This window comes from Pelagibacterium lentulum, from assembly GCF_003992625.1.
Lineage (GTDB): Bacteria > Pseudomonadota > Alphaproteobacteria > Rhizobiales > Devosiaceae > Pelagibacterium > Pelagibacterium lentulum.
This window is the reverse complement of the sequence record NZ_RZMW01000021.1, coordinates 30,186-43,916: the sequence shown is the minus strand read 5'-3', so window position 1 is coordinate 43,916 and position 13,731 is coordinate 30,186. Positions and strand designations below refer to the sequence as shown.

The window sequence follows — 13,731 nt, the reverse complement described above, 5'->3', positions numbered from 1 at the left end:
CTAGTTCAGCATGTCCGGTGGCGGCGGCGGTGCGAACTTTCCGGCAACCTGCCCTGCCGCCTGCTTCTGTTGTTCCTTCTTTCCCATTTTGGGCTGCGGGTCGTTCTTGGCCTCGTTCCGGCCACGCGACTTGATGTGGTCGGCCAATTGCCTGAGATCGTGCTGGTCGAACCGGCGCGAGAGTTCCTTGATCGCGGAGACATTCCCATCCTCGACCTGGTCGAGCAACGATCCCATCGCCAGGGCCTCGACCCGCGCTCGCGCTTCCTCACGAACCTTGAGTTCCCGAAAATAATTCTTGCGCAAAGTCGGCGGCGTGATGGACAGCGCAGCGGCAATCCGTTCCAGCGACCAGTCGAACGCCAGTAACATCATGACAATCTTACGCTTTTCCTCAGTCGGCACATGCGGCGGACGCCCGCGCTTGCCGAACCCCTCGGGGATAGGGTCCCCAAGCAGGTCAAAATCCTGTGCCATCAGAAAAAAAATCTCCAAATGAGGGGGGCGGAGGCGCGGAGGGTCGACCGGTTTGTGAACTTTTGACCGCCCCCTCCCTGCCGCGCCGCTACCTCGGCGATTGGCCCGCCGCTCGTGCTGCCCTCGCTTTCGCAGTCTTGCGCGCATGGCAAATCCCGCAAAGGATCCGCACATTGCGCTTGTCCAGCTTGTCGCCGCCGTCCTTGATTTCCTTGACGTGGTCACCGAACAGCCGACCGTGGCCACGTCCGCAGTCTTCACAGAACCGCCCGCGCTCGCGATACAGCTCTGCCATAAGCTGCCGCCATTCGTGCGAATGATAGAAGGGATCAGCGATCTTAGGAGGAAGCTTCAAACGCGGCGCCAGAGATGGAATGCGCCCGCCCATGCTCTTGAGCTTTCCCATGGCGCGCAACCCCACAAACAACAAAACCCGCCGGGCTGTCGCCGAGCGGGTTGCAAATCACCTATTTCGTTGTCCCCAACATTGTCAAATTCCGCGTGACAGTCAAGCCTCATTCGAAAGCCGTGAACGCTTTATCCGTTTCGAGCCGATTTCGACATATTCCGCGCTCACCCGACCACCCGCCCTGCTATGGCGCTGCAACGGCCCATCTGGGGTATGGATAACAGGCATCGGTTTGACCCAAGGCTCAAGCGGTGCGCCTGGGCGCAATGCTTCATGGCGCTCCAACCGCTCATTGAGCGGACCGACCATCGCATCAAGACTGTGCCACCATAGCCGATAGGTTGTGCGCCAATAGTCAACTTCCTCTTTTCGCCATCCAACAAACTCCATGACTGCCGTCTTGGGCGACCGTCGATCACCGGGACGCTCATAGTGCCAGGCAGGATGCCCGTTCTTGCCGCGCTTCTGCCGCCACTCGCCCACGCCTTCCTCGCACCAGTCCGGCCTATCGCCAATCCGCCCGTGCCGGATGACGATCTCGGCGGCATCATCCTCCAGGGTCAGGATCACATCGCGAACCACGAGCGCATCGTTATCGCTGAGCCGTGCTGGCGTTGGCACACCGATGCCACCTGTATCGATCCGCGTGCCCAACTCTGCAAATCCGGTGCCGCTGCTACCCTGCCCATGGATCGCCCAGCCCAGCCCCTGATCGAGCAGCGCCCAGGTCACAAGCTTTTCCACATCGATGCTCTTCTTAGCCTTACTCACTCTCGTTTCCTATTATGAGGGTTAGTGACAGTTGGATTCCAACTATCGGGGATGAAAACGAAAGAGGGTTCAGAGGGTTATGACAGTTGTGACGGTTCTGACAGTTTTGCCATGCACATAAGATCAAAAACTATTCTGGCGACAGCCAAGGCCCACCCCGGACCCCTCTTACATATAATACGCGAGAACAACTGTCAGAACTGTCACTGAATTTGCGTAAAGCGATGATTTTGCAATTGAAATGCGATCCTGACAGTTGCATTCAAACTGTCGGAAACGGTCACAACTGTCATGTCGCCGCGCTTCAGCGCGGGTGACAGTTGTGACGCCTTTTTCACTGCTTGAGGGGGGTGCGGGGCGGCGGCAAAGCGCAAAGGTTTTGCGGCCGATCAGCCCCGATGCGGAGGGGGTTCTGGTCGGGGATCCTGCCCGCGAGGATCGAACTTGTCGGGCACGTCGCCGAGTTGAACGTCGAGATACTCGACATGGCTGCCGCGCTTCTTATTGAAGCCAAGAGCGTTCATGCGCCGGCCAAAAGCGGTTTGCTGATAGGGTTTTATCCCACCTGCTTCACACCACTTCTTGAAATTCTCGTACATGTCACCGGCATTGACCCTGCTGTTTTCGGCCCGCACCAGGCAGGACGCTGCAAACGTGCCGACCGGGTCTCGTTCTTCGCGGTAATCGTCGGTGAACGCGGTGACGGACGCGGGAATGTAGGGCGTCAGGCCGCTGGCCAGGTAGAGCTTAACGCCCTCGATGAGCCAATTGAGGATCCCGGCACGCTCCTGGTCGAACAGCGCGAGCATATCGCCGAACGGCCGCTGTCGCTCAGGCGCTATCGTAACGGACCAATGAATGATCAACAGCCGTCGCCAGATCCCGTAATCGGTGCCCGAGACCGTCGGCATGTCATTGCCGCTCATCACAGCCACAAATTCAGGATCGAACTCGAAGAATTCCTTTTGCAGGAAGCGCGCCACCATGCGCGTGCCCCCAGTAAGGGCCTTGATCAGATTTTCTTTGAGCGGCACGTCACGCGGCAACTCCTCGATTGTCGCCAGCCTGGTCGAAACCAGTCGCGCCACTTCCGAATTGGCCTTCGATCCGTCGCGCTGTGCATCGCCAGTAATGGTGGCAGGATCCACCACGGCGCGGAACGGGCCAGCTAGGCGCCCGATCGTCTCGATAAACACCGATTTCCCGTTCGCCCCGCCACCATAGTGATAGAACAGCTTTTGGGCATCGTTGCCGCCAATCAAAAGGGCAAAGCCATGGCTCACCTGCAGGAAGAGCCTAGTCTGTTCGTCCGGTTGCATTTCCTCGAGAAAGGCAAGCCAATTGGGACACTGCGCGTCCGGGTCAAATGCGACATCGGCCGTCTTGGTGATCATATGGCCACGCTCATGCGGCATCAGCTCGCAAAACCCCATGGGCCGGGGATCGTCCGGGTCCGATTCAGGATCCTCACCACGAGAGAAGACAAGCGTTCCATTCCGGACGTTGAACAGCTTCTTGTCGGCATCGAGCAGTTCGGGTGAAACCTTCTTGCGGCTCGCCGCCTGCTTGATCATGGCGTCGGTCTTACTCGAGTTGCCCGAGCTGATGGCAAAGGTTCGGCGCGCGCTGCGTTTCTTGCCAAGCTGGTCTCGCGCCTTCTGCGCCTTGTTGAGGATCTCTTTATCCTCGCCGGTGCGATCTTCGGGCTTTTTCAGCGCCACACGATCGGCCAGGGCAATCAGATTTTTGACACCCGGCGTTGGCTGGATGAACATGACCTCTTTCTTGATCCAGTCGACAAGATCCTGCGCCCTGAGCCGAACATTGAGTTCGCCCTCATCGCGCTCCCAATGGCTCCCCTGAAAGATCAGCCAGCCCATGCCGGGCACATAGGCCAGATCGAGTCCATACCACATGATCAGCCTACGGCCGTTGTCACGGTCGTTCTGGTCGAGGTCGGCGCATTGGCTGAGCTTGTCGACTTGTTCTGCGGTAAGTAGGTCGGGATCTTCGCCGAACTCGTCTTCCTCACCCAACTTCCACTCCGGCCGCTCATCGCTATCGTTCTCCGCCCTTGGCGCGATCTGTTCGTCCTGCACGTCCTCGGCATGGGCGAGCTGATCCTTGATCGGGTTTTTCTTGCTCAAGCACCTGCCTCATTCATATCTTTGTCCGCCGTTGCGCCCGTCGGGCGCTTCCCCGGAACCCCCGCCTCATTCTCGATCGTCATGGCCATGGCCAGGTCATTCATGTCCGCGCCTTCGCCGGGCGCCGGCACGCGCCGCGCACGCAATCCCGGCCGCTGTCGCATGGCGCGGCGCAAACCGCGTGTTAGTTTTTCGGTGATCCGGCTATCAACGCTGTCGCCATCGGCCAGAAACACCAGTTCTTCACACCAGCCCGGCACCACGAAGGCCTCGCTGTCCATGTCGGGCTGATCGTGAATCTGGCGATTGCTGCCATCGCGCAGCGCGCGGCCGGCCATGTTGCCCAGGCTGCAACCGGCCCAATATGCCGTGTCCGGCTCAAAGGCATGACAAAGCACGGAAAGCGTGGATTCAATGCCTTCGCCCATCACAATGCGGCGTGCATTCTGAGGCGTGTGCAGCCGGATCGCGCAGCCCATATGGGTGCCGCGCATCTTCTTGGCCGGGCGGTCCTGTCCCTTATCGTTTTTGGGCAATACCATCTTGCCTTTGGGCTGGGCGAGGTCGAGCCAGGTGATATGCGCACCGGCAAAATGCCCATCGGGATATTGGATCGCAGCGACCATGGCCGGGCCGGTATGAAGGGTCACTGTGTCCCGCCCCTGCTGCTCGCGCCAGGGCAAGGCCGCATGCTGACGGATAACTCGATGTAATGCATCGGGCGCATGGGCGTGCAGCTTGGCCAGATCGATGCCGCGCAGAGCAAGGTAGTCGAAAACCGGCTCACCCGTGCGCCACGGGCGGGATTTTCCCTCTTCCCAGATCACACGGCCGGCGCGGCGCGCCTGCTCGCGATATTGCGCCGATTTGCGTTCACGCTCGCGCTTGTCCGCGTCGGCCTGGTCGGCGAGCTTTCGGGCACGCTCTGGATCGATCGAGGCATCGGCCGTGCGGCCGGTGATGATCTCGCAAGCGCGGGTGAATTCGACATTCTGTGTCGCCATCACAAGGCGAATGACACCCTCGCCCGCGATTCCGCAGCGCCGGCAGTTGAACAGGTTCTTGAGCGTATTGATCGAGAACCGATCGGTGCCGCCGCACACCGGGCACGGCCCAACGCGCTCGATGCCGCGTGTCAGGCTCCATCGACTGCGCAGCGCCCAGGCCTCGCATGTCGTGTGCAGGGCTTCATTCTTCAGGGCTTCGAGGTGGGCAGGCAAGCTCATGCCGCGACCTGATCAATGTTACCAAGGATGGGGCGGAAGGTGTACGCGGCGACCCACGGATTGGACGCCCAGGCATCGGGGCCGTTGATTTCCTCCCACAGAGCAAGGAACGACGAGCGAGCCGTTACTCTCCGCCCTTCATGTGCCCCGTGCGTCCAATATGTGGCATCGGGTCCGCGATATGGCCCCTCGCAAGGGAACTCTTGTCCGCCTTCTGCAATCGCGTCGACCTCGCTGATCTCCTGCAACCGCTCGACACGGACCTCGGTCACGAGGAGAGTGATCCGTGAGAGGCGTCGCGGCATGTGGATCGCTGGCAGTTTCGGACGCTGCCATTCCCAGGGCGTATTAGGGAGCCAACTACCGTCTGCCGGAAAACCGACCGCCTCGCCGTTGGCCCGCTCTATTGCCTCGCGGACATAAAGGCGATCGCCGGGGGCATATCCGATGCGCGCCATCCAGCCTGTGCGGGTATGGGGCGCCTGCCATTCAAAAGCATCGGCCTCCCAAAACCATCCGTTACCATCGATCCGTCGAAAGCAATCCGCGTTCTGCATGGCCCGATCGAGATCGGCACCTTTAAGGATGAAAGCCCGTTGCTCTGGCGTCGCAAATACGCGTGCCTTGGTGATCACCCGCCGAGTCTGAGTCTTACCCGTACCGGGCGCCTCGATCTCGCGCAGGAGCGCACGGACCATCGGCGCGGAGAATAGGATCGGCAGGTCAGTCATTTCCCCATCCTCTCACGCACTTTATGCTCGAGCTTGGCCACAGCCATGATCGTGGGTTTGAGTTCTGTCGGCGCCTGGTCATAGGCAACGCGCTTCTTGCGCGGACCACCATTCAGCCGCGGCAGCATGCCGCGCGGGATCAGCTCCCAGTTCGACGGGTCGCAATTGGTCTTGTCGCCATCCAGGCATTTCAGTGCATAGCCGTCTGGTATCGGACCGTGCTTTTGTTCCCACAACCAGCGATGCTTATGCACCGGGCGCGTGCTTGCACCTGACCAGGGGTTGGTCTCCTCGACGATCAGGACGACATAGCCATCTTTGCTGTCGATCCGCTCATGGCCGGCACCTTGCGTGTTGTGCGGCAATTGACCCTTTCTAAACTGTGTCCGGCGCGCATTGGGATGCAACCCGCCCGTGCCAGGCGCGCACTTCTTGCCCTTGTTCGGGGGTTCCTGTCCTTTGACAAACTGCCCATCGCGACCTGTGCGCCATTTTTGGTTCTTGCGCAGGCTGATCAGCTGGGCCACCGTGATATCCTGTCGCCCAAAAAGATGAACGAAGGTCCGGTGCCATGCGTCGGTCGGCAGACCGATATTGTCGCGCAGCCAGGCGATTTCCTCGGCACTGAAAAGCCGGTGTCGACCTGCCAGTCGCCCTTGCCCACGCCCGACCTTCCAGCCCATGCGCTTGCGCAACCCATGCAAGTTCGCCGCCGTAACATCGTCGCGCGCGAACGCTGCGCAGAATGCGCGGTGATAATCGCTGATCACCATTGCACGATTGGCTTCCAGCCACGCCATTTCAGCTTCGCTATAGGGAATTTTACGCCTTTTCATCATCGCGCGCCTTCCCCTCAATCATGGGCAAATGTCGCACCATATGCCCGCCATGATCGGCGATCAGCTTGGCAGCCTTGAGCTGTAGATCCGCATTGCGGATGATCTGGTCGGCAACCGAGACAACGGCCTCGCTCCGCGTGGCTTCGGTTTCAATCTGTTCGGGCGACAAGTCCTCATTGCCAAGACGCTCGAGCTGCATGAACAGGTGATTGTTGAGATCGCTGAGCCTGTTTTTCATGCCCCATCCTCACTCTCAGGATCATGCCGCGGTGCCAGCGCCCCATGCGCCGCGCAATAGGACTGACCGCCATCCACACAGCCATTGCAGAACAGCGCCACGCCACCCTCACCGTCGATTGGCCAGCGGCAACCGGTGCGCTCCAGGAGCGGCACCGGACTGGTGCCCGGCAGGGCCGTCCAGACGTCCGAACGCAGGATCTTCATGCCGGTCGCATCCACGTTAGCGATCTTGTCGCCCTTGGGCGTCCGCTTTCGCGTATGAACGGCCTTGATGGGGCGGCGACTGGTTTCTCCGGTGCGCGCATCCCGGCGTTTGGGCAGCTTTAGCCGGAATATTTTGCCGAGAACCGCATTGCGGCCATAGCCGAGCCGCTTGGCGATTTCGGCAGCCGTTAGCCCTTCATCCCAGTAAGCGCGCAGCCGCGCGATATCGGCCTCCGGCCATTCGGTCGCGAAACGGCTCATTTGAATGGCGCTCATGCTCTATCCTCCGATCGTATCCGTGAAATCAGCTTGAGAATGCGTCTGGCTGCACCGCGCAGCCGGTAGTTCCTGGACTCCAATGTCTCGATGGCACCGCGTTCGATCTCATCGACCTCAGCATCGGTCGCCGGCGGAAAGGAATTTTACGCACTCATGCGGGCTCCTTCCTGCTGACGGATTTGATCTGCCGCGCCCGATCGCCAAGGCCCATGCGCTTTGCGCGCTGCTTTACAGCGTTGGCGGAAAGCCCTGTCGCTGCTGCGATTTCTACAAGTGGGGTATCCTTGGCGTATTCAGCCCGGATCACGCCGTTGATGTCGGTTGCCGGGTTCTCTCCCCCCGGCGAAGTCACGCCTGTCTCAGTCACTGCGGTTATCCTGCAGTCGGCGTTCACTTGATAAGATGATGCGCTCTCATCGGCAGGGCGCGCATCAGGCCCCGAGGAGGAGCCGTCATGCACGGCCTCCGATTCTGTTTCAGGCGCTTCTACCTGGCGCTCGCTTGGGCTCGCCCCGTTGTCGGCTAGGGACGCGCCACCGGCGCCTCCCTCGGGCGCCTCCAACCCCCACACATCCCAGCCGGGACGCGCGACACGGGCATTGAGTTCGATCTTGGGCAGGTTCGGAAACAGCGTCTCGATCCATGCCGCGAAATATTCCGGCTTTTCCGAGTGCCGACCGACCGGTTGGGCAATGGCAGAAACGTCCTGGGTGCCAGGCGCAGGCGCCGGGATGTTGCCCCGCGTGCCGATTAGCAGGATTTCGTGCTTGTTCCGGCTCCAATAGCCAGTGCCGGCCTTATCCTTGATCCAGGCGATATGGGACTTGTAGGCAAAGCCCCAGGCCTTCAGAACCTCAAGGCCCTGATCGAGATGGGGCACCGTCACCCAAAGGAACAACACACAATCGTCCGCTGCGATATCGGCAACGGGCCGGGCCTTGATTTCCTCAAGGGATGATGTCGGATAGTGATTGTCGGGCGAGCGATCCAGCCCGGTCTCCCGGCTATAGACCTCGAACCGCCATTCAGGATCCGCATAGATCACGCCATAGCGCTTATCCGGCAAGGCAGCTTGCTTTTCAGCCAGCGCTTTTTCCCGCTCGGCGCGCCGATCCTTCTTTGTCGCCGCTTTCAGATCCTTGACCGGATTGACCGTGGCAGCACCGCCCGAAACGATCTTGTCACGGACGCGCTCAACCTCTTCTTCAAACAGCTCTTCCGCCCAGGCCGCGATCTGCTGCGCCCGCGATGAGAGTTTCTTGGTGATGCCGACTTCGGCCAGCGTTACACGCGGAAACGGTTCCGAGAGAGTACCGTTTTCCTCTTGCTCGGATTTAGGCGGACGCCCCTCGGCCAACTGCCCGGCCTGCTTGGCCTTGGCCAGCAGTTCACCCAGCCGCCGTTCGGCGCGCAGGTGGATTTCATTTGCATCGGCGATCAGCGAACGGTCCTGCACCTGCCTGGCATAGAGCCGCATGCGCTCCGCTTCGTTGCGGATCGCCATCACATCGTCGACCCGCTTGGCATCGACCAGCGCCGCCTTGGCAACGTCATATCGGGAAAGGGCCGTGTTCATGCCAGTCCTCCGACGATCGCAAGGATCAGCACAATGGCAACGACAAGATCGCTGCCAATTCCGATTCCGGTCAAAAGGTTGAGCCAATGCACCATCAGAATTCCCCCAATGTCCGGACAACCCGGTTGGTCAGGTTGGAATGGCCGTCCACCCGCATGGATTCGAGCTCGAACGCTTCGATTGCAGCCTTCACGCGGCGCGCCTGTTCTGCTGTCAGATCCATGATCCCGCTCATGCCTAGGTCGATCTCAAGCTCGTGAGCCCCGGACGGGTCAAACTTGGCGCGCGCGGCCATGGGATGAATGTTGGCGCGGATCGGCAGCGGACGGGTCATGAGTGCTTTCTCCCGCCGCCGTCGCGTCCGCTGGACGCTTCCCCGGCACCCCCGCCGCCAATCCCCCGCTCCCGTTCAGCCTTGATCCGTTCAAACGTGATCTGATCGTCAAGCGCCTGCAGCACTTCATGGGCATTGACGATGTCGTCATGCAGTTGCTGGTCTTCCTCAAGATTGATATAGCCGTCGTTCTCCAGCGCCGCGCCGAGATCGGCAAACACCTTGGAAACCTTGTGCATGGCTTCTGCCGTCACGCGCGTCAGGGGCGCAGACCCGCCGGCATGGCTGGGCAAGGGCGAAAGCACATGGCCCGAAAGCTCAGCGAGCTTGCGCGTCACAATGGGCTCACCGCAGGCCGCCTCGAGATCCGCGATCACATCGATCGGCGCGAAGCGGTCTTCATGTTCGGGCGATACAGATCCGTATCGATCGAGCACCTGCTGGCCCACGCGCGTCTGCGCAGCCGCTTCATTGCCGCCGCCGACCAAAATCACGAGGCGACGAAACGTTGCCTTGAGGCTCAGGTAATCGCGCTGTGGCAAAAAGCGGGCCGGGCTCATGGTGTTAATGCTCCCTGCCTACGCCATGACAGCCGCAATCCTGCCGTGCTGTCTGCAACCCATGGAAAAACGCAAGAAAATCAGCACCCCTGCCCTCGTCTCCGCGCTTCAAGACTGGCATGAAGCGAGAGAAAAACTGCTGGCCAGCGGGACGCCCGTTGAGGGCGCAGGCAATCCCGCCAGCCAGCCAGTTTCCGCGCGCCCCAAGGGAGGAGGAACAGACGCGCAGGGAGGAGACAAGTGAACGGCTCCTCATTGGGCGACCTCAACATCGACAGGCCGGTGCAGATAATCGGGCCACTGCTCAGTGGCGGGCCAGTTCGCGGAAAGCCAGATCAGCGCACTATCAAACGAACGCACAGTGATCGATGCTTCGCCCTCGGCCATTCGACCGAGGCGGCGCTGATCGCGAAAAACCTGATAGCTCACCTGTTCACGGGTCATACCCGTTGCAGCGCAATAGACTTGTACGATGGCGAGAAGGCGTTCGGTGTAGGTCATGCGCACATGGTTCATGTATTTTTACATGAGAGTCAAGCGTGTTTACACGACGCCTTTGCAATTTCTTTTGTGTAAAGATACACGCATGGAAGACAAAGCCCGCAAAATCCTGGTGGACCGTATCGAGCAACGCTGCGAAGCGCTGGGGATTAGCGTCAACGCCGCATCCGAGCGAACCGGTTCGCCGTCGCTTATTCCAAACATCATATACGGCCGATCCAAACACCCACGGGTCGACACCCTTCAGCGGATCGCGGAAGCGCTTGAAACCACCACTGCCTATCTCAATGGACTGACTGACGATCCATCCATCGATGCACCGGCAGAATTTTCGCGCGCCGCAGTTCAATCGCCGAGCAGCCAGAAGCTGAATGGCAATCTGCCCGTCCTCGGCACTGCTGCGGGATCATTTATAGAAACAGCCGATGGACAGGCATTTGAAGGCTTTGAGATCGAGACCCGCATTGTGCAATATGTGAAACGCCCACCCGCCTTGACCGATGTATCTGAAGCCTACTCGATATTTGTCGACGGCGATTCCATGTACCCGATGCACCCACCTGGTGAACTCCGTTTCGTAAATCCCCACGCCACCGTTTCCCCCGGCGATACTGTGGTGGTTCAGACACGCACTTGGGAAGACAAACCCGGCCAGGCCTACATCAAGATCTATAGGAGGCGCGCTGGCGGCTATCTCGTTCTGGAGCAGTTCAACCCACTCGCGACCATCTCTATCCCTCAGCAATACGTTCTGTCGGTTCATAAGGTTCTCACCACCAACGAGCTCTTCGGAATCTAGCGCTTTTGTATTTTTACATGATTGTGTATTGACCGTGTAAAATTACAAGACTATCGTTTGCTCCATCTGAACCGATGGAGGCAGACATGCTGCACGCAAACACATCACACACGCCGCCGTCGCGCTCTGCGAGCGCTTCCCCGGCACCTCCGCCGCTTGCCGGTCCTGCCCGGCCTCATCCCAAGCCAGATCGCGGTATCGTCGAAGAACTTGCCGAGGCGATGATCGACCTTAATGCCGATGGCGGGGCCACAGAGCGGCGCCTGCTCGAGCGCGGCTTTTCCTCGCTCGATCTGTCAATGTACGGACAGGAAGCCCGCCAGCTTGCGGCAAAGAGCTTTGTCCGCAAATGCGATCGGCCAGCGTACGACCGCGCCGCGCGCGTCAGCGAAGCCGCTCGCGAGATCTCGCACATGTTGCCCGGCCTGCCGGCCATCACCATGCAGCTTCAAGCCCGCAACTTCCCCAAACGCGAACTCGACGACATTCTGTGCGATGCCATCGCCCATGCAGCGGACCAGTTCGCGCATGAAGGCGGTGCAGCATGACAGCGCTTCTCGCAATGCTCATCGGCTCAGCCTTTATCGGTTGGGTCGCCATCGTCGCAATCGAGGGGTTTTGATCATGAACTGCCGCGTCAACATCGCGGGCGGGTCGATCTTCGATCCGCTCAATCCCAATCTCGATATGATCGACCCTTCGGGGATCCTGCACCACCTGGTCATGCTGTCACGCTGGGGTGGCAATGTCCGCTTCCCCTTCAATGTGCTGCAGCACTCGCTCATCGTGGCCGAGGCCATCAAGGATCCGTCAGAACGCATCTATGGCCTGATCCACGATTGGCCGGAAGCCTTGCTGGGCGCCGATATCATTTCGCCCACCAAGCTGCTGCTGCACCATGACGGCGCAGACGTGAACGCGCATGAGCGTCTGTTCATGAACCTCATCTATCGCAAGCTGAGCTTGCCAGCGCCCTCGACTGAGATCGCCCGCCGCGTACATGAGGCCGATATGCGCGCCCGCGCCACTGAATTGCGGGACGTTGTCGCCAATCCAACCGGCATCGTCTGCCCGGCTCCGCCATTCAACCGCCCGATCAAATACGAGAACTGGGCGCTAACCCTCGAGCGCGGCCACCAGATGCTCGATGCCTATCTCTGGGCACACTCGGAGGCCGCGTGATGCCCGTCAAATATCTCAAATGGTATTCGCGCGAGCTGCTGCAGGCCGAGCCCGAAGCGCGGTTTGCCTTCGGCGACAATTGCAGCCGTGTCGGTCGAGGCGGACAGGCCGCTGCATGCCGGGACGAACCCAACGCGATTGGCGTTGCCACGCTTTATGCGCCCGGCCTTTTCTATGACCCGGCCGACCCTGTCGCCCTCGCTCACGTCAGCAATGATCTTGCCAAAGTGGCTCGAGAATTGGCGGCCGGCATCACTGTCTATGCCCCGATCGACGGACTCGGCACCGGCCTTGCCCGTCTTCCTGAACATGCTCCGAACCTTCACCGCCTGATCGTTGCCTTTTTCCGTGCTGCGCCTGGCGAAACCTGTCCATGGAAGGACTGACCATGCCTGCGAAAACCAAGACCAGAGCCGCGACCAAGGCACCAGCAGCCGAGGCACCGCAAACCGTTCTCGCCATCAAGGGCTTTGACGAAAACCTTGCCTGTCGCGGCTTTTCCTATGCCGTCGGCCAGACCTATACCCATGAAGGTGATGTGGTCGCCTGCCAGAGCGGCTTTCACGCGATCGAAGGCCATCCGCTCGAAGTCTTTTCCTACTACGCGCCAGCCAATAACCGCTTTTGCCTTGTCGAGTGCGGCGGGGAAATCGTGCGCGAAACCAATATGAACGATAGCAAGATCGCGTGCGCGGAAATCACGATCAAGGCAGAAATCCGCCTGCCCGATCTCATCGAGCGCGCGGTAAAATATGTGCTTGATCGCGTTACATGGGTGAACGGCTCTTTCACGGAACTCGAACGCTCCGGCGTCAAGTCAGACAAGGATGGGGGCGCTGCCACCGCATCAGGGTACTGGGGCGCTGCCACCGCATCAGGGTACTGGGGCGCTGCCACCGCATCAGGGTACCAGGGCGCTGCCACCGCATCGGGTGACCGGGGCGCTGCCACCGCATCGGGTCCTGGGGGCGCTGCCACCGCATCGGGTCCTGGGGGCGCTGCCACCGCATCAGGGCGCTGGGGCGCTGCCACCGCATCGGGTGACCGGGGCGCTGCCACCGCATCGGGTGACCGGGGCGCTGCCACCGCATCGGGTGACTGGGGCGCTGCCACCGCATCGGGTGACTGGGGCGCTGCCACCGCATCGGGGTACCAGGGCGCTGCCACCGCATCGGGTGACTGGGGCGCTGCCACCGCATCGGGTGACTGGGGCGCTGCCACCGCATCGGGGTACCGGGGCGCTGCCACCGCAGCGGGTGTGGCCAGCACGGCCCATACCTCCGGCATAGATGGCAAGGCCCGTGGCATCGAGGGCGCTGCACTTCACCTGGATGAACGTGACAGCGAAGGAACGATCATCGCCGTCTGGGCCGGAATTGTCGGCCGCAATGGCATCAAGCCGATGACCTGGTACGCCCTCAAGAATGGCGAACCGACCGAAATCGACGGCTGAAAC

19 protein-coding genes are annotated in these 13,731 nt (G+C 60.5%); 6 read left to right on the top strand and 13 right to left on the bottom strand.

The annotated features are described in order from the left end of the window. The 12 genes from EO133_RS06385 to EO133_RS06330 all read right to left on the bottom strand — a co-directional run bounded on the left by EO133_RS06385 (nt 1) and on the right by EO133_RS06330 (nt 9,793). Entirely contained in the window at nt 1–477 is a 477-nt protein-coding gene (locus tag EO133_RS06385; RefSeq protein ID WP_127071832.1) for a hypothetical protein, read from the bottom strand. A gap of 88 nt (nt 478–565) precedes the next feature. Beyond that, complete coding sequence (locus EO133_RS06380) at nt 566–883, bottom strand: HNH endonuclease (protein WP_127071831.1); 318 nt, start codon at nt 881–883, stop codon at nt 566–568. Nucleotides 884–985: 102 nt separating this feature from the next. Further along, nucleotides 986–1,657: a hypothetical protein gene (locus tag EO133_RS06375; protein ID WP_127071830.1), complete on the bottom strand. Its 672-nt coding sequence runs from the start codon at nt 1,655–1,657 to the stop codon at nt 986–988. Between the two features lie 389 nt (nt 1,658–2,046). Continuing rightward, nucleotides 2,047–3,804, bottom strand: coding sequence for a DNA primase family protein (locus EO133_RS06370; RefSeq protein WP_127071829.1), 1,758 nt, complete (start codon nt 3,802–3,804; stop codon nt 2,047–2,049). Beyond that, a complete protein-coding gene (locus EO133_RS06365; RefSeq protein ID WP_127071828.1) occupies nt 3,801–5,030 on the bottom strand; it encodes a DUF7146 domain-containing protein in 1,230 nt (409 codons plus the stop codon). The genes EO133_RS06370 and EO133_RS06365 overlap by 4 nt, the downstream gene beginning before the upstream one ends. Continuing rightward, a complete protein-coding gene (locus EO133_RS06360) occupies nt 5,027–5,761 on the bottom strand; it encodes a hypothetical protein (protein ID WP_127071827.1) in 735 nt (244 codons plus the stop codon). Before EO133_RS06360 ends, EO133_RS06365 begins: the two co-directional genes overlap by 4 nt. Then, entirely contained in the window at nt 5,758–6,600 is an 843-nt protein-coding gene (locus tag EO133_RS06355; protein ID WP_206513467.1) for an HNH endonuclease signature motif containing protein, read from the bottom strand. The genes EO133_RS06360 and EO133_RS06355 overlap by 4 nt, the downstream gene beginning before the upstream one ends. Continuing rightward, nucleotides 6,584–6,838: a hypothetical protein gene (locus EO133_RS06350; protein ID WP_127071826.1), complete on the bottom strand. Its 255-nt coding sequence runs from the start codon at nt 6,836–6,838 to the stop codon at nt 6,584–6,586. The genes EO133_RS06355 and EO133_RS06350 overlap by 17 nt, the downstream gene beginning before the upstream one ends. Next, nucleotides 6,835–7,320 carry a GcrA family cell cycle regulator gene (locus EO133_RS06345; RefSeq protein WP_127071825.1) on the bottom strand — a complete coding sequence of 162 codons (486 nt, stop codon included), beginning with the start codon at nt 7,318–7,320 and terminating at the stop codon, nt 6,835–6,837. Before EO133_RS06345 ends, EO133_RS06350 begins: the two co-directional genes overlap by 4 nt. Nucleotides 7,321–7,474: 154 nt before the next feature. Continuing rightward, entirely contained in the window at nt 7,475–8,899 is a 1,425-nt protein-coding gene (locus EO133_RS06340) for an MT-A70 family methyltransferase (protein WP_244640902.1), read from the bottom strand. Nucleotides 8,900–8,993: 94 nt separating this feature from the next. Beyond that, complete coding sequence (locus EO133_RS06335) at nt 8,994–9,233, bottom strand: hypothetical protein (protein ID WP_127071824.1); 240 nt, start codon at nt 9,231–9,233, stop codon at nt 8,994–8,996. Continuing rightward, on the bottom strand, nt 9,230–9,793 hold the full coding sequence (locus EO133_RS06330) for a phage regulatory CII family protein (RefSeq protein ID WP_127071823.1): 564 nt from the start codon (nt 9,791–9,793) through the stop codon (nt 9,230–9,232). Before EO133_RS06330 ends, EO133_RS06335 begins: the two co-directional genes overlap by 4 nt. Here EO133_RS06330 and EO133_RS06325 point away from each other — a divergent pair. After that, nucleotides 9,792–10,037 carry a hypothetical protein gene (locus EO133_RS06325; protein WP_127071822.1) on the top strand — a complete coding sequence of 82 codons (246 nt, stop codon included), beginning with the start codon at nt 9,792–9,794 and terminating at the stop codon, nt 10,035–10,037. The two genes, EO133_RS06330 and EO133_RS06325, sit on opposite strands and share 2 nt — an antisense overlap. An 8-nt stretch (nt 10,038–10,045) precedes the next feature. Here EO133_RS06325 and EO133_RS06320 read toward each other — a convergent pair whose 3' ends face one another. Beyond that, nucleotides 10,046–10,294 (bottom strand): hypothetical protein, encoded by a 249-nt coding sequence (locus EO133_RS06320; protein WP_127071821.1) that lies wholly within the window; start codon nt 10,292–10,294, stop codon nt 10,046–10,048. Nucleotides 10,295–10,379: 85 nt separating this feature from the next. Here EO133_RS06320 and EO133_RS06315 point away from each other — a divergent pair, with 85 nt between their 5' ends. The 5 genes from EO133_RS06315 (at nt 10,380) to EO133_RS06295 (ending at nt 13,728) form a co-directional block, all read left to right on the top strand. After that, nucleotides 10,380–11,093: a LexA family transcriptional regulator gene (locus tag EO133_RS06315; RefSeq protein WP_164734909.1), complete on the top strand. Its 714-nt coding sequence runs from the start codon at nt 10,380–10,382 to the stop codon at nt 11,091–11,093. Nucleotides 11,094–11,179: 86 nt separating this feature from the next. After that, complete coding sequence (locus EO133_RS06310; protein WP_127071819.1) at nt 11,180–11,641, top strand: hypothetical protein; 462 nt, start codon at nt 11,180–11,182, stop codon at nt 11,639–11,641. Nucleotides 11,642–11,717: 76 nt separating this feature from the next. After that, entirely contained in the window at nt 11,718–12,275 is a 558-nt protein-coding gene (locus EO133_RS06305; protein WP_127071818.1) for a hypothetical protein, read from the top strand. After that, entirely contained in the window at nt 12,275–12,661 is a 387-nt protein-coding gene (locus EO133_RS06300; RefSeq protein ID WP_127071817.1) for a DUF7831 domain-containing protein, read from the top strand. The genes EO133_RS06305 and EO133_RS06300 overlap by 1 nt, the downstream gene beginning before the upstream one ends. Nucleotides 12,662–12,663: 2 nt before the next feature. Then, nucleotides 12,664–13,728, top strand: a complete 1,065-nt coding sequence (locus tag EO133_RS06295; protein ID WP_127071816.1) for a DUF7666 domain-containing protein — start codon at nt 12,664–12,666, stop codon at nt 13,726–13,728. Nucleotides 13,729–13,731 lie beyond the last annotated feature (3 nt).